Consider the following 19,651-nt stretch of genomic DNA (forward strand, 5'->3'; position numbering starts at 1 on the left):
CAGTCGTGATCACCAAGATTAGTTTTCCATCACCATGATGTACCGTCTTTTTAAACTGCATCGCAGCGGTTTTTATGTGTGGTTAAAAAGGCTTTTCAGCGATAAAGCGCTTGAAGATAATTGCTTATTGAAGTTCATTCAATAGTTTTATATGGCCAGTGGCGGCACTACGGTAGCCCTTGGATACACGCAAATTTGCGTGAAGCTGGCGAGCAATGCAGCGTAAATCATGTTGCTACGATCATGCGACAACATAAGATTAAAGCACAAATTGGTTATAAGCGTCGTATCCTTCCGGTGATCACCACCCAGCCTTTAAAATTCTATGGGTATAGACTATCGATATCAGGTGTTAGTTGGCACAACTCATTTAAACACGCCGTGATGTAATCGTAGGGTACTAAGCCGTTGGCTTTGGCTGTTTCAATGATGCTGTAAAGTATCGCTCTTGCATTCGCCCCTGTCGCTGTTTGGCTAAACAGCCAGTTCTTACGGCCAATGACGAACGGTTTGATGGCCCTTTCTGCACGGTTATTATCAATGCTCAGTCGCCCATCGTTGATGTACATGATGAGTTTCGGCCATTGGTTTGCCATGTAGTTGGCGGCATCAATGAGCTTGCTGTTACCAACTAAGTTTGGCTGATGTTTTTCTAGCCACTGTTTGAGCTTGTCGAGTATCGGCTTACTTTGTGTTTGCCGAGTATGATAAATCTCATCAGCTGATTTATCTTTCAGCCGCGATTCAATCCCATACAGTTTTTGTATCAAGCTGAGCACAACATCGGCTTTGCCTGTTTTGTTTTTCCCTTGCAGCTTTTTCGCCTCTATAAATTTGCGACGAGCATGCGCCCAGCAACCCACAAGGGTGGCCTGTGTTTTTTCATACACTTGATAACCATCCACGTGTAAATAGCCTCGGTAACCATTAAGATAATTCATCACGCAGGCGGCTGCGCGACTAGTGTGGTAGTCGTAAAGCACAATATTGGGGATAGGGTTATCAGGCTTAGGTGAATCAGCCCCTGAGCAGTACACCCACATGTAACTATTTACTTTATCCGATTTCACCACATTAACCGTGGTTTCATCAGCGTTAAGTACAGATTGTTTGAGTAATTCTGTTTTTAAACGCTCAATGAGCGGGGTAAACAGCGCTGCTGATTTAATCACCCAGTCACTCATGGTTTGTCGGCTAAGCTCTATGCCGTATTGCTTAAACATGCTCTCTTGGCGATGAAGCGGTAAGCCATATTGATACTTACTCGTTATCAGTTGGCTTAGCAAGCTGGCTGTGGCCATGCCTTTGTTAATTGGCATGGCTGGCATCGGCTGTTGCTTTATCTTTGACTCAGTGCCTGATTTTTCACATGCACGACACGCGTATTTCGGGCGAATATGCTCAATCACTTTGACTTGTGCAGGAATGAACTCAAGCTTTTCAGCGGTATCTTCACCGATTTTATGTAATTCACCGCCACAACATGCACAGTGCTTATCGTCGATGTCGTGAACAACCTACTCACGCGGTAAGTCTTTTGGTAGTGGCTTGCGCTTAGGCTTGTTGCGGGTGTAGCTAATTGCTTGCTGCTCGGGCTCGATTGTCTCAGCAATCTCTTCAACTTCATTAAATAATTCACCTTGCCCCACAAAGCCTTCAGCACTTTTGCCGAATTGTTTTTGTTGGGCTAAACGGAATTGCTCTAGCAAGTATTGATTTCGCTCATTTGCTTGAGATAACTGTTTCTCAAGCTCAGCAATGCGTTGTTGTAAGGTAAATACATCGTTCATACCGTTTATTTTACGGCTTTTATGCACAATGAATAGGGCTAATAACTTAAACCTTGATGATCATCAATTGATCTAAGCAATTAAGTAACTGTGTACTGACTTACGTTGATTTCTTCATGGCTAATAACGTCATACCCTGATAATAGCCAATGTAATTGCTGTTCATTCAGTGTCATGGTATCGCGTTTAAGCTTAGGCCATTTAAACCTGTACTTATCAAGTCGCTTATACCACAATGCAAAGCCCGTTTTATCCCAATAGAGAAGCTTTAACTTGTCGCGCTTTTTATTACAAAACACAAAGAGCGCTCCCGATAGCACTGGTAATTCAAGCTCACATTCCACCAACGCCGCAAGGCCATTGATGGATTTACGAAAGTCCACATGCTCAGCACATAAGTACACCTCGGGCGGATTAACAAACATCTTCATGCTGATAGACCTTTAATAATTGAGACGATAGCATCACAGTTAAGTGTTGTGGGTAAAGTCAGTTGGCCAGTGCGAGTATTAAAGTCAATCGTTAGTTGCTCAGTGATACTGACGTGTGTGCGCTGGGTTTGTTGCTCAACTCGCACAAATTGAGGTGACGCGCCTGAGGCCTTAACCTGCTGCATACTTTTATATTTATAAAACGAACTGATAGATACTTGATAGTGTTTGCAAAAGGCTTCATTCGTTCCGGTAAATGACGAGCGAAGCGTGAGAATTTCTAGCCAGCGTTTAGGGATGGGTGAATTCATAATAACCTCCAATAAAAAGCTGAAGGTATTTTCAAATACAAAAAGTGTTGTTGCTAGGTGTGGTTGGCCGGACGCTTACTCATAATGCGGTTGCTGAAAGTTTTTTACGACGATTAAGAAGCGAATAACTAAAAGGAAGATGTACTCGCCGCGCAAAGGTGCGAAAGCTGAGATATTTAATTTTATAGAAATGTTTTACAATCCAAAAAGGCCCCATTCACACACACGAGGTGTTTCACCTGTTAAGTTTGAAGAAGCGTATTATTCTGAGCTAAAAACTGTCTAGTGAAAGCAGAGAAGTCCATACAGGCAAGTTCACTTATACTAGAAAATACTTATGTTATATTATACAGATATTGCTTATTAAAATATAAAGTCAGCTTCATTAGCTGACTTTATAAATAAATATATATTTACTTAAAACTTAGTTGTAAAACTCAGTTGGAAATATTGACCTGTAACATCATAAGCTTCAGATACAGTATTAATACCAGTACCGCCACTTGATGAACTTTGGTTAGCAACTGGTGGTTGCTTATCAAATAAGTTACGGATAGTTAATGTTACATCTGTACTATCTGAGAAGCTATATGTACCTGATATATCATGATAAACAACTGATGGAAATTCATTATATTCCACTAATGGAGTAAAATCAGTGTAGTTAAAATTACCACCATCTACACTGTCAACAGAACGGTCCCAATAACGCATACGCCAAGAAAAATTAAAATCTTCAAACCCGTAATTTAAATTTAAGTTTGCGCGATTATCAGGTGTATAAACTTGACCAGCGTATTCTATTGTCTCACCACTTTCAATACCTGTAATATCATATTGACGAAGATGATTCCAGAGTAAGTTAGCACCGAAAGTACCAACATCAGTATCTAACTTATAAGCTAGTTCAATATCAATACCTGATGTTTCGATATTATTTTCATTACCTGTTCCGGAATTAACCTCCACAAGGGCGCCATTCTTATCACGTAAAGCATTGCCTGAACACGATGGATCGAATTCTGATGAAGACACATCAAAACAGCGATTTAGTACAGTTGTGCGACTAGTTGTAGAAATAGCATCTTCAACAGATATATCATAATAATCAACAGTTAAAGAAAACTCATCTGTTACTTGCCAAACAACACCTAGGCTATAAGTATCAGCAGTTTCTGATTTCACTTCTTCATTACCACCAACAAATCCACCTGTGCTTTGCGCTTCAATTTGAGTTAACTGAAATGAGCCGGTTGCAGCTACACGTGCAGCAACTTCAGGAATAGAGAGGCAGTTTTGAGCAACATTACCTGTGTCTGAGGCAGTTACACCACTACAAGGATCTGTAACAGTTGCAAAAGTTTCACCTCTTCCGCCAAATAAATCAGCAATGTTAGGAGTACGAATTGCTGTTGCAGCTGAAGCTCGTAATTTTAAGGTATCAATAGGCGAATACTGGATACCAGCATTCCATGTTGTTTCCCCACCAACAATCTCATGGTCTGAATAGCGTGCTGCTAAATCAACTTCAAGGTTGTCTAAAACAGGTAAGATAGTTTCAACATAGAAATCGTCTGATGTATAACTTCCATTTGTCGGTAGAGATTTATTTGTGCTTGAAGCTCCAGTTTGAGCTAAATCACCAGGATTATAAAAACCACTTTCTAGACGATGCTCAGCACCTAGTGCAACGCCAATTGTTCCACCTGGCAGCTCAATTGGTAACTCACCAACTAATGAAGCAGAAAAAATAAATTGCTCAGATTGACCTGCTGTTTTCGCGGGAACCTTCACATAATCTACAGCTTCTTGAGAAACAGAGCCAGCTCCAAAAAGGTTTAACGGAACACAACCTTGCAATACTGCTAAATCGTTAGCGCACTGTAACTCCCCATCAGCATTTTCTATTACATCAAATGCTTGGGCTGCACGTTCAATATTTACTTGACCGCCACTATCTTGACGTTGATCAGTTTTACCCCAAGATACATATGTATTTAGTGCCCAAGCATCATTAATTTCCCAATCAATACCTGTTGCAATACGAATAGTATCACGTTCTAAATCAGTTGAGCGAGCACCAAACTCAACCATACGTCGTACTAAAGCTGGAATATTATCATCCATTGTTAAACCATCAGCCAATAAGTTCTGACGTAATAATTCAGGCACCATTGGATTGCTCATTGATATACCGCCTACCCCACCACGCGAAGGAAGGAAAACGTCATCAGTTGAAAATGGTGTAGGTTCTATCGTCGAATCATAAGTTTTCGATGAATTCCAGTTTACTTCAGCAAAGTAATGTACATCATCATTAATATCTTGCTTTATGTTAAAAGCTGCATATTTACGCTCTAAAGGAGTAACAAGTTGACGAAATGATGCACGATTGAATGCTTCACCACCTGCCAAACCAGTGTAAGGTGTTCCATCTCCATTATAACTACCTACACGGCCTTGAGGAGGAAAAGATGAATAAACTTTATCCACATATTCATTACCGTCGTCGTCTAATAAAATAGCTTCATCAAAACGAGAAAAGTCCCTATCAGAAGATTTTAACCCTTTATCATCATCATATCCTATCGCAACAGTTACATTACCTGTATTCCAGCTATTCCCTGCAGTGACATTTACAGTATACTTTTCTCGGTCACTTTCTGCAGAAATACCTGTTTGAGCATTGAACTCAACACCTTCAACATTATCTCGAGTGATTATATTTACAACACCAGCAACGGCATCGGTACCATAAATTGCTGATGAGGCGCTTTTAAGAATTTCAATTCGTTCAATCATAGAAGCTGGAATTGCATTTAAGTCAACAGCATAACCTGAAGATGGAGATACACCTGACACAAACCGACGGCCATTAACCAAGACTAGCGTTCTTGACTCACCTAGATTTCGCAATGAAGTAGTATTTAAGCCTACTCCCGATGTACTAAATGATGAATTTGACTGATCTGAACCAGCGATTGCAACAGGAGTTTGATTTAAAACATCCGCGACATTTAACGCCCCCATTTGTACAATATCGCTACGTCCAATGACCGTAATTGGTACTGTAGTTTCCATATCAGTTCGTTTGATGCGTGAACCAGTCACCTGAATACGCTCAACTTGCTCTGCGCCTTCTTCAGCAGCAAAAGAGCTTGATGAAAATGCAGCTGTTGATGCTGCGCCAAAAGCGATCGCTAAGCGAACTGCTTTTGAGACTTTATTATTTAACATTTGATTCTCCCTGGTCATACTGAATGTATGATTTTATTAGTTTTATTTGCAAATTAACTAGTTACTTTGTAAACAATAAGTGTACAAGAACCCGTCTAAGCAAAACGATACTAATATTAGAGACGACCAAAGGTCAACAGTTATTTAACCTAAACACAAATATTTTCACAGATAAAAAACATAATTAACCAATCTGATTTTTAGGTAATTCACTGCTTTATGAAAATTAGCCTAACCTAACACCGGCGGATTTACTTCACAAAATCAATTAACTAAAAAGGGTTTATCCTACCTAATAATTAATATGAAAACTATGAGTCCATAAAGCCGACTGTTTAAATGCGTCATAAAAGTTTAAAATAAAAAAAGCCTGAAACTACAGGCTTTAATTTAAATTCATATACTTAAATTAGCAATCAGGTTAGAATTTCAAATTTACACTCATGTGAATAAAACGACCTAATGTGTCATAAAATCCAGCAACTGTGTTTGCGTTTGAAGCAATTGTGTTACCCACCATAGGAGGTTCTTTATCGAAGATATTATTCATACCACCCGTTAACGTTACATGTTCATTAATAGAGTAACTACCAGATAAGTCGATAAAACTATAAGAACCTATACCACCATTTTCAATTAATGAAACATCCGCTGATCCGTCATAGTCAATACCGCCGTAGTAACGCCATTTAGCTCCAACACGCCAGTCATCACGGATGTAATTTACGTTAGCTGTATGACGCCATTTAGGCGAAGCGAAACAGTCTGTATTAATATTACCAGAACAGTCATAAGCTAAAGTTGAATCACCTAGGATAGGTTCAACTTCTTTCTTCATGCTGTAGTAACCGTTAATGTCAAATTTCAAGCTTGCATTTTCTAGATCCATTGAGTAGGCAGCTGTGGCATCAATACCTTCCCAAGTCCTACCACCAATATTATCACTTAGGTTTGTTACAAAACCTTCTTGACCTAACCAAAGACTACCAGATGGACTGCGAGTAATGTTGTTACAGAAGAACTCGTCACCTGTTTCAGCGCAGTTATTTAATATACGCTCTGCGCCTACTGTACCAATAACTTTTTCAATTTCAATTTTGAAGTAATCAACAGAAAAGTTAAAGTTATCAAAAGGAGAAGCAACTAAACCAATAGTAAGTGTCTCACCTTCTTCAGGTTGAAGTGCTGGATTACCACCAGCTAGTTGGTTATATTGTCCCGCAGGTGATTCACCAATGCTACCGTATTGGTCAGCACTCACACCAGCATTAGCACATTGACTAGCTGAATATGTAGGTCTGTCAGCTGGATCCGCTGCATTTGGATCACCAGCACAACCGTCTGCGCCACTCCAAAGACCAAGGCTTTGAGCTGCAAATAACTCACCTACGTTGGGGGCGCGTACAACTTTTGCAAAACTAGTTCTAAATTTGTATTTGTCTGCAAGAGTATAATCAACACCAATTGAATAAGTCGTATCAGATCCGGTTGTAGAATAATCGGACCAACGAGCTGCAGTCGACACATTTAAGTTATCTAATACTGGAATTTGTAACTCACCGTAAACTTCGTTTACATCAATTGCACCGTAAAGGCTTAGTGAAGGGCCACCTTGACCTAATAGTTGACCTTCTGCGTAAACAGTATCTGATTCACGTTCGTAATCTTGTTCGCGACGTTCAACACCAAATACAGCCCCAACAGGTAAAGAAGTTGTAGGAAGACTCCAGTCGAACTCACCACTAATATAACCACTATAAATAATCTGTGTCACTAAACCAGTTTGAATGCCTACACCTGCAAGTTGAGCGGCTTGTTCTGGTGTTACACCACCGAGTTCAAATACGTTGTAGTATAAACAGCCATCGGCCTCGTCACACTCCGTACCTACAGCACCAACACGAGGACCAATCTTTGGAGCAAGTAAATCGTTTTTGTAAACAGAACTTGAAGTTGTTGCAGAGTAGTTATAGCTAACGTCGTATGACCAATTATCGCTAAGCTCACCTTCCATACCTGTTAGTATTCTGTATGAAGAGTGCTCTAAATTATCAGAACGAGGTCCACCTTCAACATTCCGTTTACCTATGTAAGCAACAAATTGATCAGTTCCATCTTGATTGAACAACCCTTGAAGCTGTTGTTTTTGAGCGTCAGATAATAAAGGGTTATTATAATCAAATAAAAACTCTTCATTATAGAACGTGCCGGACTCCGCGATTTGGCCAGCAGTTCTGTTGTGCATGAAGGAGAACTCTAAATATGGACGGAAAGTTTCATTGATTTCATAATCAATAAATGTACCTAGCGTAAAACGCTCATTTGGTCTTAAAAAGTGATTGACTGGGGCAAAGTTATAACGATAACCATCATCTTCTCTGAAACCAGAACCATTTGGCTCTAGGTAACCGTAAAAATTTTGTTTGTAATCAACTTCACCATCAACTACAGGATAAATATCAAAAAATGGATTTGGAGTTGTACCAGAACCACCGCAAGATTGACCTGCGCCATCTAATGCACACGATGAGTAATCTCTAGAGCCTTGCAACAATTCAGTTTGACGGTTGTACGTTACATAACCTACAGCGTGACCTTTGCTGCCATCGAATCCACCACCCACAGTAAAATCTATGCTGTAAGACTTACCATCGATACCTGTGCTACCTGTATCGTATTCGAAGTCTTTTTCATCCATCAAACCTTGAATGTATTTGTTATCATTATTGTGTTGATAACCAGAAGTACCTACGTTAAGAGAAACCCCTTCGAACTGGTCATCCATTACAAAGTTAACAACACCGGCAACAGCATCAGCACCGTAAACAGCAGCTGCACCACCAGTTAAAACATCCACTCGCTTAATTAGTGATGAAGGAATTTGGTTTATATCAGCAACTTGAGATGTAATACTACCCGCCTGCATTCTTCGGCCGTTTATCAAAACTAAAGTTCTGTTTGAACCTAGGCCACGTAAATCTACTGTTGCAGTACCTGTTGCGCCATTCGCTAAAAATGAACTTTCTGCAGCTTCAATTTGCGGTAACTGATTCAAGATATCTTCAACACGAGTAAAACCACTTAATTTAATCTCTTCAGCAGTCATTACAGTAACTGGACTAGACGTCTCTAAGTCTGTGCGCTTTATGCGAGAACCTGTTACTTGAATACGCTCAACTTTTTCAACACCATCATTTTCTTCTGCTGCAAACGAGCTTGCAGAAAATGCAGCTGTTGATGCTGCACCAAAAGCGATCGCTAAGCGAACAGCTTTTGAAATTTTATTATTTAACATTTGATTCTCCCTGGACCACTATTTTGTGGTTATTTTTATTTAACTTTTTGCAAGACCATGAAACATTTAAGTTACAATGGAAGTGCAACAATAAACAAAACAAATGCAAATGACAACATTTAATTACATAAATTTAACCTAAACTAAACCCAAAACCCTATACGTAAGTTGCAGACTGGTTAAGGATAAAAAAGAATGTTTATTTTTTGTTTTATACGGAGGTTTACTGTTGACATAATCACATTAACCACGATTTTTTTGGAACTTCAACTATCTGCTTACCAAAGTAACGATAATTGTGCTTTATTGGTTGTTAAAAAATCGTGATTGAGGGGAAGGAGGATCATTTGTGCGATTGGTTTTAGTTGCTTTTCGACGTATACGTTGTAGTCAAATTGATACTCAGTAGCTGGAGTTTTTTCTATAAACAACTCTGGCCCTGATTTTGTATACACATACTCAACAATCTGCCCTTTGTTGATCACAAACTCAGGATGTAGGGCTTGATATTTTTTTACTGCTTGTACTTGCGGCGGGATATTTTTTTGATAATCAATTAAATGTTGGCCGAGCCTTTTTCTATACACGAGCTTATCGTCAAATTCACCTGCGTATAAACGAGTAATATAACTTTCAATAATGGGCGTGAACATTTCTACGCTGAAGTTATCTAGGAATAAGGTAGTAAATAATTCGGTTTGAAATTCATGGGCAAGCTGGGTCCAGTCGCTGCGCGCTGTCTCCATTCCTTTAAAAATAAGTTCTTTTTTGCCTTTTGTATCCACTTGACCAACATAGCGTTTCTTTGAACCAGTTGTTTTACCCCGTATGGTGGGCATAAAAAATGGGCTGTATAACGTCTCAAACTCGATTTCTAAGTAACTTGTTATCGCATAGCGCTGCTTGAGTGTCTGTTGCCATTTTTCGTTAATTGTATTGGCTAATTGTTTACCAATTTCTTTGCAGCTTGTAGCACCTAGTTCGTCGGGTAAACTTACGAATGTGGAATCGGTATCACCATAAATAACGCTGTATCCAAGCTCTTCAATCCATTGACGCGTGGTTTGCATAATCTCATGACCACGTAGTGTAATAGAGCTTGATAAACGTGGATCATAAAAGCGGCAACCTTTAGATCCTAACACGCCATATAAACTGTTCATGATGATTTTTATAGCTTGCGACAGCATGGGTTGATCAGTGTTTTTTGCGTGCTGCCTTGATGAGGCTAACTTTTTTATTAAATTAGGAAGGTGATGCTCAGTGCGGGAAAAAAATGCGTCTTTAAAACCGGCTATCGCGTTGTCTGGATCTGCTAAGCCGCGAATTAGCCCAAGCGGATCAATACAAAACGTTTGCATAATTGATGGATACAAGCTTTTAAAATCCAGTACGATGACATTTTTATACAGCCCAGGAATTGACTCCATCACAAAACCACCAGGACTTTCAAACGATAAACCATGATCGCCTAAGTTTGGCGCAACGTAGCCACTGCGATGTAATAACGGTAAATATAAATTGGTAAATGCCGCTACAGAGCCGCCCATTCGTTCCAGCTCAAGCCCTGTTAATTGCGTACGAACTATCGCAAACTCGATTAATTTCAACTGTGCAAAAATACGATTCACGAGCACACAGTCTTGGCGGTTATAAGCGGCGAGTGATAGCTTGTCCTCATTAAATTGACGAATAATTTCACTCAAGCGATTATCACTTTGGATCAGTTTTTTTTCACCAAGCACTTTATGGCTCACATTCGCCAGAGAAAAACTATTAAAATGGTAAGTGGCATTTTTTAGTGTATCAATACCATCAATCACACAGCGCCCTGGTAGAGTTAAACGAGTAAAGTGCCCTTCGCGTATCTGAAGTTGTCCATGGCCGCGGCCCAGCAATAATTTAACCCCCAGCGCTTCAGCGCGGCGATTTAGTACTGAAAAATCAAACTCAATGACATTCCAACCAATAATGATGTCAGGATCGACTTGCTTTACTAACTGTTGTAATTGCGTGAGTAAATCAATTTCATCAAAGCACCAATAAATGCGTTGCTCGCTCTGTTCAGGTTCACCAATCATTAGTACGCAGTCAATTCCCTCACCTACTAAGCCAACAGAAAACAACACCCCCTCTCCACTGCATTCGATATCTAATGACACCGTTTTAAACTGTGGAGTATATGGATCGGCGGCTTTTAACTGAGCATTATCGATTTGAATATACCCTGTTTGCTGAGTAACATCTCCGGTGACCCACACCCCACCACGAATAAAACGTTCCATTAAAAAACGGTCACTGTGGCGTATATCACCTTCATACACTGTGATTTGATTATCGATAGATTGGCTCTCAAACACCTGCCGAGCTTGATATAGTGCTTGCGAGCTGGAGAAATAACACGCAATACATTGTTCGCCGCCAAAATGTTGCATTGGGACAGGTTTAAATTCAGCGGTAAAATTTTGTTGACGAAGCAATTGTTCAGCTAGGGCATGCTGTTTTTCTGGAATAAAAAACACCGCCTGCTGATTTGGCACTAACACTTTTATCGGTCCGTGATCTGAGCTCAACCAATAACAGAGGGTGATCCCGCTATGGCGGCTATACTTATCAGCAGCATATTGTTGCCTTGAAAGTATAAAGCCTTGATAGATTGCTTGTGTCAATGTTCGATCCCAATTAATATACAGCACTGTAATTATATACATACTTTAGGTTATTCACCCATGCTTTCTGATACATTAAAAACGACGATAAGAAAAATTCATAAGCATGTGGCCGATAACCTGAGTGATTATCGCCCTCGCAGCAGCCAAAACTATCTAGTAGCAGAAATCGCCAAAACGCTGGCTGGCGAATACCATAAAAAACAACGTATTTGCGTTATTGAAGCAGGCACTGGTACGGGAAAATCGCTGGCTTATTGTTTAGGGGCATTACCACTGGCTCTTGCGCAAAAAAAGAAGTTAATTATTTCAACCGCTACGGTAGCCTTGCAAGAACAATTAATAAGTAAAGAATTGCCCTTTTTTAAAAAACATTCAGGCCTTGATTTCAAATTTGATTTAGTAAAAGGTCGCCAACGTTATATTTGCGCGCACAAGCTACATAATGCAGTCAATGGCGATAGCCAAACACAAATGGAGTTTATGCCAACACTCTCATCGCCACTAAGCGTGATGGAAACCAAATGTTTGCAACAACTCTACGATGCATACACCAATAAAAAGTGGCAAGGCGATCGAGACAGCTGGGCTGATACCATTCCGGATCGCGTGTGGGGATTAATCGCCTGCGATAAACATGCCTGTCAACGGCAAATGAAAGCACACCAAACCTGCCCATTTCAACTTGCTCGCCAACGCTTAATGCAAATGGATGTATTAGTTATTAACCATTCTTTATTACTGGCCGATCTCGATTTAGGTGGTGGGAAAATTTTACCTGAGCCTGATAGCAGTATTTACGTTATTGATGAAGCGCATCACCTTGCACATATTACCCGTGATTTTTCATCTGCCGCAGCCACCATTAAAGGCACCATTGATTGGCTTGATAAACTCACTAAATTTAGTGGCAAAATGGCCAAAGTATTAGTCGGTCAAAAAGCCATCGGCCAAAACTTTAAGCTTTGTGACAGTATTAATGATGCCAATAAAGATTTAAAAGTGGTGCGCGACATTTTGGATAATGCTGATTTTAATTATTCAAAAGACGATACTTACCGATTCGAGCATGGTGAAATACCTGAGTCGTTACACACTAAAGCCAAAGATATTAGCGAAGCAACGCTCGATGCGCTACGTTGCCTAAATAAAATGCACGACACACTAGTACAAGATGTGAGCGATGGCGATATAAAGCCCTATGTGGCCGACCCTATTTTAGGTGAAAGCGGGCACTATATTAATCGCCTTGAACAACTCAATAAACTCTGGTTTAGTTACGCAACTAAAGGTGAAGGCACACCTCATGCCCGATGGATCAAACGTTTAGAATATAAAAATCATCACGATCACTTATTAAGTGACTGCCCAATTGAAGTAGGCTATTACTTAAAAGATAAACTCTGGCGACAATGTGCGGGTGCCGTTTTATGTTCCGCTACACTCACTGCACTGGGCTCATTTGATCATTTTGCATATGAAAGTGGGCTTGCTAAAGAAGAAGGCGTAAAATACTTAAAAGTCCCTTCCCCTTTCGATTACCCTAACCAAGCGACATTGCATATTCCAACCGCGCATATAGAGCCGACGGATAAAGAATTTAGCGATCATTTAGCTAAAGTATTACCTGAACACCTAAATAGCCAACAAGCTAATTTAGTATTATTTGCTTCGTACTGGCAAATGGATCATGTCGTAAAGGCCTTGCGCGCTAAAAACCTAGATATTCTAGTGCAAGGTGAAATGTCTCGTGAAGCACTGTTAAAACAACACACAAAGAATATTGATGCTGGCAAAGGCAGTATTTTATTTGGCACCCAAAGCTTGTCGGAAGGACTTGATTTGCCCGGTAAATACCTTGAAAATTTAGTGATCACTAAAATTCCATTCGCCGTGCCGACGTCACCTATCGAAGAGGCACAAGCTGAATTTGTGCAGAGCAAAGGTGGCAATCCATTTTTATCCATCACAGTGCCCGATGCAGCGAAGAAATTAGTGCAAAGCTGTGGTAGACTGCTGCGTAAAGAGAACGATCAAGGCCGGATCACAATCCTCGATCGCCGTTTAGTGACCAAGCGCTATGGCAAAGCCATGCTGGACACATTACCACCCTTTAAAAGACAAATAGATTATTAATGTTTGAACTTGCACTAGACCCAACAACCTGGGCACTTCTTTGCGTGGTGGCACTTGCCGCTGGTTTTATAGACGCCGTGGCCGGTGGCGGCGGTATGTTAACTGTGCCCGCGCTTTTAACCGCAGGACTGCCTCCCCATTTAACACTCGGCACCAATAAACTCGCCGCGAGTTTTGGCTCACTCACTGCAAGTGTGACTTACTTTCGTAAGCAACTATTTAATCCTCGATTCTGGGCCGCTTCTATCATGGCAACTGCCATTGGCGCATTAATTGGCACACTAATTGTTGATTACCTTAGTATCGGATTTTTAAACAAGCTATTACCCATCGTGATTATTCTAGTCGCTTGTTATAGCCTGTTTGGCAATTTAAGCACGGTAGAGCACGACAACCTTCCGCCACTCAATAGGGCAACAAAAATAAAACAATGGTTGCAAGGTTTAAGCTTAGGCCTTTTTGATGGCTTGGCGGGCCCTGGCACCGGCACTTTTTGGACTGCATCAAATAGCTTATTGTATAAAATGAGCCTATTACTTAACTGTGGCCTTGCCCGCTCGATGAATTTTGTTTCAAACTTTGTATCTTTAATAACGTTTGTTGCACTTGGTCATGTTAACTTTTTACTAGGCATTACTATGGGCTTCTTTTTAATGTTTGGTGCTTGGTTAGGAGCCCACTCTGCAATTCGATTCGGCAGCAAATTCATTCGTCCGGTATTCAATACTGTGGTGATAATTTTAGCGCTAAAGCTAATTTACGAGGCGTATTTATAATATGAACTCAGCTTCTTTTGATAAACTTTGCCAACAGGTTGCTACTTTAAAGCAACACGCTGAGCAGTTTGATAAAGCTAAGTTATTTGCTAAAAACCGTTATATGCAAGCACAACCCAGTCTATTTGACCGTGGTGTGTTTACGACTAAAAGTATGAAGCTCGTAGATTACGTGCTCGAAATTGAAGACGAAGTTAATAGCCTTCCACCACTGGAGCGTCGTCATGCTCATAACTATGCTTTAGAGCGGATAGGTAATCAGGTACAAGCCGTATTTAATGTTATAAAATCTACGCCGATTTGGGAAAAAGAAAATAAAAGCACTTACAAAGCCCGCAGTAAAACATTCAATAAATCGGCACCTTACCAACAAGCCGTAAAACAAATCATGCAACCCGCTCATGAGCTGTATGACGAACTTAAACAAAATCACGAATTTGAGCGCCGCTTAGTGCTGATGGTTGAAGAATGTAAACTTAGAATGCAAAACGTAGGCCCTGTAAAAGCCAAAGCTATCAATCTTGAGATCTTAGCCCTACACGGGCGCCTAGGACGTTGTCGCAAAGCTATATCGGCTACAGAAGAAAAAATTCAGCAAGTCGAAAAACAACAGTTGCGCTAAGCTGAAGTGGATTGTTCGATTTATCTCTATACCTAGTATAAACTTAAATTAACGTGACCTTTTAACAGTGAATAAACAAGTGCGATTACATGACGACATCCACAACTATTATGAAAAAATAGTGATTGAAGAAATCATTAAACGACAACTTGAAAAAAGCTATAACGAAGACGTAATGGCTGATTTTTGTTGCACTGTACTCAATCAGCTGCCAGCACGCTATATTCGTTATGATGTTGATATGGAATTTTATTTACCACAAGTTGAGCGCATCCATATGCAAGAGCGCGTTAACACAGCAATTGACGTTGCGATCAGCCAAATCGCAAAAAAGAAGAACTTAGATGACTAAAGACCTTGAACAAGCACCGATTCATATAAAACTTGCCGTTGACTTGATTATGCTTTTGGAGCAACACGAAGTTGCTCCAAATGATGTGCTAAATGCGCTGGAAATTATTAAAACTGATTATGAGCAAAAACGTGACCAGCTTATCAGAACTGAGCAATTAACTTAAATCCGATATTACTCATCATCAAAAATCGCCACGTAAGTAGCCTGCGTATTCGATTTACTAGCGCGATACATACCACTGGTATTAAACGGTAAGCTGATATTACCTTTGTTATCAACAATAATAACACCACCGGTGCCACCTATCGGCTTTAGTACATCATTGATCACTTCATCCCCAGCTTGGGCAATGGTTTTATTTTGATATTTAACCCGGGCACAAATATCAGCCGCCACATTATAACGAATAAAATACTCACCGTGACCTGTGGCAGACACTGCACATGACTCATTTTCAGCAAAGGTGCCAGCACCAATGATTGGCGCATCACCAATACGGCCAAAGCGTTTCGCCGTCATACCACCGGTTGATGTGCCTGCTGCTAAGTTACCGTTTTTATCAAGGGCAACTGCACCAACCGTACCCATCTTATAGTTCACAGGTAATGCCTGATGTGCGGCCTGATAATCTTTACTGGTAGCTTTTGCTTTATCTAGCTTTTCTTTGGCCTTTAACAAGGCTTTGTAGCGGTTTTCTGTATCAAATAAGTTATTTTCGACCAGTGGAACGCCCTGCTCTTTAGCAAACTCTTCAGCACCTTGGCCGCTGAGCATCACATGCACAGATTCTTCCATTACGAGTCGTGCTAAATTAATTGGGTTCTCTATGTGTTTAACCCCGGCTACAGCACCGGCTTGACGATCGCGACCATCCATAATCGAGGCATCCAATTCATGGCTACCATCGTAAGTATAAACAGCGCCACGGCCGGCATTAAAATACGGGGAGTTTTCCAGCACATTGATTGCGGCTGTCACTGCATCAAGGCTCTCACCACCTTGTTCAAGTACTTTGTAGCCAGTTTCAACAGCTTCTTTTAATTTTGCGCGATAAGCCTGGTTTTGCTCTGGAGTAAAGCGGCTTTTTTCAATCGTGCCGGCGCCACCATGGATTGCAATAGCGAATGGGCTAGACGATTGCGCACTCAATGCAGACGTACTTAGGGTTATACACGCAGCGCTTATAAGCGCAGTAAACAGTGACTTGTTCATACCGGTAACTTGTGTTGGATGTAAGTACCTCCAATGTGAATAAACTTACGTAAAATTACAACCCTAACCAGATAAAAGACACAAAAAAAGCGCCCAAAGGCGCTTTCGTTTAAATTACGCTTGTTGCGCTTTTAAACGAGCTAAACGTGCTACTTGATGAGTAGACGTTAAGAATGAGTAAATCGGTGCTAAGTAACCACGCTTACGAAGGTCTAAGAACTCTTCATCGCTTAACTCGTTAAGCTTTTTCTCATCGATAAGGTAAATACCGTTGATGTCTTTTTTCTCGCCTTTGATATCAACAGTCAGTGTTTGTGCAACTAAAAGCTCTTTATCAGCAAGGTACTTAGTAAACGCTTCTGTTACATGAGAAAACTCAATGAATGACACTAAAGCTTCTTTACGACGCTTTAAATAATCAGTTTCTTCACCGTTTTCGAATAACGCATTACCTTCAGCTTCACCTACTAATGGGCTTGCTTCATCAATTACGATACCGTATTGATCTTCTTGTGGGTGCTTAACTAAACCAAGTGGGTAGCGAGTCGTTGCCATAGGTGCAAACGCTGCAGTCCATTTACCATCTTGTACAAAAAGGTTCTCGCCTGGCTCTAAACCAAACATTGCTACCGCTTGAAATTGACCTGTTTCGTTATTTTTAACGAAAGACATAGGGAACTCATTTGCTACACGCGCAAACTCATGTGCAACAACTGGCACTAAGTGTTGAGTTTTTAAAAATTCTACATTGATGCCATTTTGAATTTTAGTGTTGGCATGCTTTTCATTGTGTAAAGGCTGTACTTGTTGCTCCGCCATGTTACTGCTCCGTTATTTATTAATTTATATTTTTGCTGTTAGTGCCCTAAGGCTAAAGGTTTTGACGGCAAAAAGGAAGTGAAAACTTTGTGACAATTTGTACGTTGGACTTTTTTAAAATGAACTGCTGTTAATCATCGGTTGTTCATCATCAGCCCAAAACTTACGTATAGCAGTTTAATGCATTTATCCTATTCTAGATTTGTCGATAAGTCGCTGAAATTGACCTAAAGAAATTAACTGAGAATAAATAGCCTCAAGCATTCCACTTTTCTGTAATTCAAGTAATTCTTCATCACTTAATGTATTTAATAAGTCACGATCCACAGAAAATAAACCTGAGATTTGTTTTTTATCACCATCACCTAAATCAAACTTGAAGTTTTGCTCGACAAGCAAACCTAACTCACTTAGCTTTTCAATAAACTGATTGCCAATCACTTCTTGCTCAGCTAAGTGTTTTAATTGCTTTTGCTTCTCAAGCATATAAGCAGATGGTTGTCCATTATCAGCAACTAAAGCAACCCCTTCACCTAGATCATTCAACTCATCTGAATTAATCGCAATTACGATGTCCCCTTCAGCATTTTTTGCTAACGAAAAAGGGTATTTAGATATATTTTGTGGAACATAAACCGTATCAAAATGATCATCATCGATAAACACATTTGAACCAGCTTGCAAACCTAAAATAGCCACCATATGATAGCTATCATTTTTTGACTTAATAAAAGAAATTGGGAAGTTTAAAGCTACTTTTGCAATTTCACTAGGTACAATGCTTACCATATGTAGGTGGCTAGCGTATGAATATTTACCACTAATTTGAACAGAATATTTTTTATGTTTTTCCAAGCTAAATATTTCATAATTTTCTGACATAAATCACTCATCAATATGTTATTATTTTATTAAAAATAACATGTATTCAAGGTAAGTTAAAGGATGAAGATACAACGAATTAATGTTGAAAAAATTGATAACTTAAAGAGTTATCTTGAAGTAAAAGACAGCCCAATCATTTTAACCAACTTATTTGATAATTGGCCATCATTAGAAATTGCAAAATATTCTGGTGATAAAATATTACGACATTTGATAAGTCAAGCGAAACCTGAACTTGTTAATACTTTAGTTATTGATAAAAAACACAACGGATTAATAAGTTTTTCAGATGAAACTTTTGAGTCTTATACTTTTAAAAAATACGATGCTCCTTTTCCTTCAGTGCTTAAAAAGCTTATCCTTAATTTAAAGTTAAACAACACAGATGTCATTGCAGTGCAAAGTGCGCTAATTAAAGATTGCTTAACTTCATTTTTAAAAAATAATCCTTCTCCAGACTTTTTAGCAAGTATTGATCCTCGAATTTGGATTGGTAATGCCACAACAGTGCCTGGACACTATGATTGCGAGCATAATATAGCTTTAAACCTTTGCGGTAAAAGAACTTTTTATCTGCTACCTGCCGAAGCTATTTCAAATTTATATGTTGCGCCACTAGATTTCTCCATAGCGGGTCCCGCTGTTAGTCAAGTCGATTTTTCGCAACCTGACCTTACTAAGTTTCCAAAGTTCTCAAATGTAAAAGATCAAGTATTAAAGGCATCGCTAAATGAAGGCGAAGCTTTGTTTATTCCACCGCTTTGGTGGCATAATGTAAAATCAACTGAAAAAATAAACATATTAATTAATTATTGGTGGAAAAATGAAACCACAAACCAAAGTATAAGCAACGATGCTTCCGATAGTTTATTGCATAGCATTTTAACAATTAGACATTTACCTGAGCATCAGAGAAAATCATGGCAAAAAATTTTTGATTATTATGTTTTTAATAAATTAGACCCTTTCAATAAAAAAACTAAAAATTATGATGGAATATTAAGTGGTAATAAAAACAAAATTAAATTGGCATACGAATCGCTAGCTGCAAGAATAAAAATAAATAATCACTAATTTATTAATAACACATTAAAGCGCCAACTTATTTAACTT

16 protein-coding genes and 1 pseudogene are annotated in these 19,651 nt (G+C 39.6%); 8 read left to right on the forward strand and 9 right to left on the reverse strand.

Annotated features, from left to right (window positions below; translation table 11 throughout):
• Positions 1 to 120: 120 nt before the first annotated feature.
• On the forward strand, positions 121 to 390 hold the full coding sequence (locus A7968_RS23810; protein WP_157586765.1) for an IS3 family transposase: 270 nt from the start codon (positions 121 to 123) through the stop codon (positions 388 to 390).
• Here the strand turns inward: A7968_RS23810 and tnpC are convergent.
• The 3 genes and pseudogenes from tnpC to A7968_RS15345 form a co-directional block, all read right to left on the reverse strand.
• A pseudogene (gene tnpC / locus A7968_RS15335) lies at positions 324 to 1,790 on the reverse strand (IS66 family transposase). The gene A7968_RS23810 and the pseudogene tnpC sit on opposite strands and share 67 nt — an antisense overlap.
• 80 nt (positions 1,791 to 1,870) lie before the next feature.
• On the reverse strand, positions 1,871 to 2,221 hold the full coding sequence (gene tnpB / locus A7968_RS15340; protein ID WP_064667451.1) for an IS66 family insertion sequence element accessory protein TnpB: 351 nt from the start codon (positions 2,219 to 2,221) through the stop codon (positions 1,871 to 1,873).
• Positions 2,218 to 2,532, reverse strand: a complete 315-nt coding sequence (locus A7968_RS15345) for a hypothetical protein (RefSeq protein ID WP_064667452.1) — start codon at positions 2,530 to 2,532, stop codon at positions 2,218 to 2,220. The genes tnpB and A7968_RS15345 overlap by 4 nt, the downstream gene beginning before the upstream one ends.
• A 112-nt stretch (positions 2,533 to 2,644) precedes the next feature.
• On the opposite strand from A7968_RS15345, the gene A7968_RS23815 reads away from it, so the two are divergent.
• Complete coding sequence (locus A7968_RS23815) at positions 2,645 to 2,818, forward strand: IS3 family transposase (protein WP_227008935.1); 174 nt, start codon at positions 2,645 to 2,647, stop codon at positions 2,816 to 2,818.
• A 131-nt stretch (positions 2,819 to 2,949) separates the two neighbouring features.
• Here the strand turns inward: A7968_RS23815 and A7968_RS15350 are convergent, their stop codons facing one another.
• The 3 genes from A7968_RS15350 to A7968_RS15360 all read right to left on the reverse strand — a co-directional run bounded on the left by A7968_RS15350 (position 2,950) and on the right by A7968_RS15360 (position 11,733).
• The gene (locus A7968_RS15350) at positions 2,950 to 5,769 is read right to left on the reverse strand and encodes a TonB-dependent receptor domain-containing protein (RefSeq protein WP_064667453.1); all 2,820 of its coding nucleotides are present in this window, start codon (positions 5,767 to 5,769) and stop codon (positions 2,950 to 2,952) included.
• 421 nt (positions 5,770 to 6,190) lie between these two features.
• Positions 6,191 to 9,064 carry a TonB-dependent receptor domain-containing protein gene (locus A7968_RS15355; RefSeq protein WP_064667454.1) on the reverse strand — a complete coding sequence of 958 codons (2,874 nt, stop codon included), beginning with the start codon at positions 9,062 to 9,064 and terminating at the stop codon, positions 6,191 to 6,193.
• 278 nt (positions 9,065 to 9,342) lie between these two features.
• On the reverse strand, positions 9,343 to 11,733 hold the full coding sequence (locus A7968_RS15360; RefSeq protein ID WP_064667455.1) for a DNA polymerase II: 2,391 nt from the start codon (positions 11,731 to 11,733) through the stop codon (positions 9,343 to 9,345).
• Positions 11,734 to 11,793: 60 nt separating this feature from the next.
• Here A7968_RS15360 and dinG point away from each other — a divergent pair, with 60 nt between their 5' ends.
• The 5 genes from dinG (at position 11,794) to A7968_RS23000 (ending at position 15,785) form a co-directional block, all read left to right on the forward strand.
• A complete protein-coding gene (gene dinG, locus A7968_RS15365) occupies positions 11,794 to 13,869 on the forward strand; it encodes an ATP-dependent DNA helicase DinG (RefSeq protein ID WP_064667456.1) in 2,076 nt (691 codons plus the stop codon).
• The gene (locus A7968_RS15370) at positions 13,869 to 14,645 is read left to right on the forward strand and encodes a TSUP family transporter (protein ID WP_064667457.1); all 777 of its coding nucleotides are present in this window, start codon (positions 13,869 to 13,871) and stop codon (positions 14,643 to 14,645) included. Before dinG ends, A7968_RS15370 begins: the two co-directional genes overlap by 1 nt.
• A 1-nt stretch (position 14,646) precedes the next feature.
• On the forward strand, positions 14,647 to 15,267 hold the full coding sequence (locus A7968_RS15375; RefSeq protein WP_064667458.1) for a primosomal replication protein: 621 nt from the start codon (positions 14,647 to 14,649) through the stop codon (positions 15,265 to 15,267).
• 79 nt (positions 15,268 to 15,346) lie between these two features.
• Positions 15,347 to 15,619: a late competence development ComFB family protein gene (locus A7968_RS15380; RefSeq protein WP_064667550.1), complete on the forward strand. Its 273-nt coding sequence runs from the start codon at positions 15,347 to 15,349 to the stop codon at positions 15,617 to 15,619.
• Positions 15,612 to 15,785: a DUF2496 domain-containing protein gene (locus A7968_RS23000; protein WP_084448219.1), complete on the forward strand. Its 174-nt coding sequence runs from the start codon at positions 15,612 to 15,614 to the stop codon at positions 15,783 to 15,785. Before A7968_RS15380 ends, A7968_RS23000 begins: the two co-directional genes overlap by 8 nt.
• An 8-nt stretch (positions 15,786 to 15,793) precedes the next feature.
• On the opposite strand, the gene A7968_RS15385 is transcribed toward A7968_RS23000, so the two are convergent.
• The 3 genes from A7968_RS15385 to A7968_RS15395 all read right to left on the reverse strand — a co-directional run bounded on the left by A7968_RS15385 (position 15,794) and on the right by A7968_RS15395 (position 18,535).
• On the reverse strand, positions 15,794 to 16,834 hold the full coding sequence (locus A7968_RS15385) for an isoaspartyl peptidase/L-asparaginase family protein (protein ID WP_064667459.1): 1,041 nt from the start codon (positions 16,832 to 16,834) through the stop codon (positions 15,794 to 15,796).
• A gap of 114 nt (positions 16,835 to 16,948) precedes the next feature.
• The gene (locus A7968_RS15390) at positions 16,949 to 17,653 is read right to left on the reverse strand and encodes a SapC family protein (protein ID WP_064667460.1); all 705 of its coding nucleotides are present in this window, start codon (positions 17,651 to 17,653) and stop codon (positions 16,949 to 16,951) included.
• A gap of 186 nt (positions 17,654 to 17,839) precedes the next feature.
• Positions 17,840 to 18,535 carry a SapC family protein gene (locus A7968_RS15395; protein WP_064667461.1) on the reverse strand — a complete coding sequence of 232 codons (696 nt, stop codon included), beginning with the start codon at positions 18,533 to 18,535 and terminating at the stop codon, positions 17,840 to 17,842.
• Positions 18,536 to 18,598: 63 nt separating this feature from the next.
• Between A7968_RS15395 and A7968_RS15400 the strand changes: the two genes are divergently transcribed.
• The gene (locus tag A7968_RS15400) at positions 18,599 to 19,612 is read left to right on the forward strand and encodes a cupin-like domain-containing protein (RefSeq protein ID WP_064667462.1); all 1,014 of its coding nucleotides are present in this window, start codon (positions 18,599 to 18,601) and stop codon (positions 19,610 to 19,612) included.
• The last annotated feature ends 39 nt before the right edge of the window (positions 19,613 to 19,651 follow it).

Source organism: Pseudoalteromonas prydzensis (genome assembly GCF_001661495.1).
In the GTDB taxonomy this organism is placed as follows: Bacteria; Pseudomonadota; Gammaproteobacteria; order Enterobacterales; family Alteromonadaceae; genus Pseudoalteromonas; species Pseudoalteromonas prydzensis.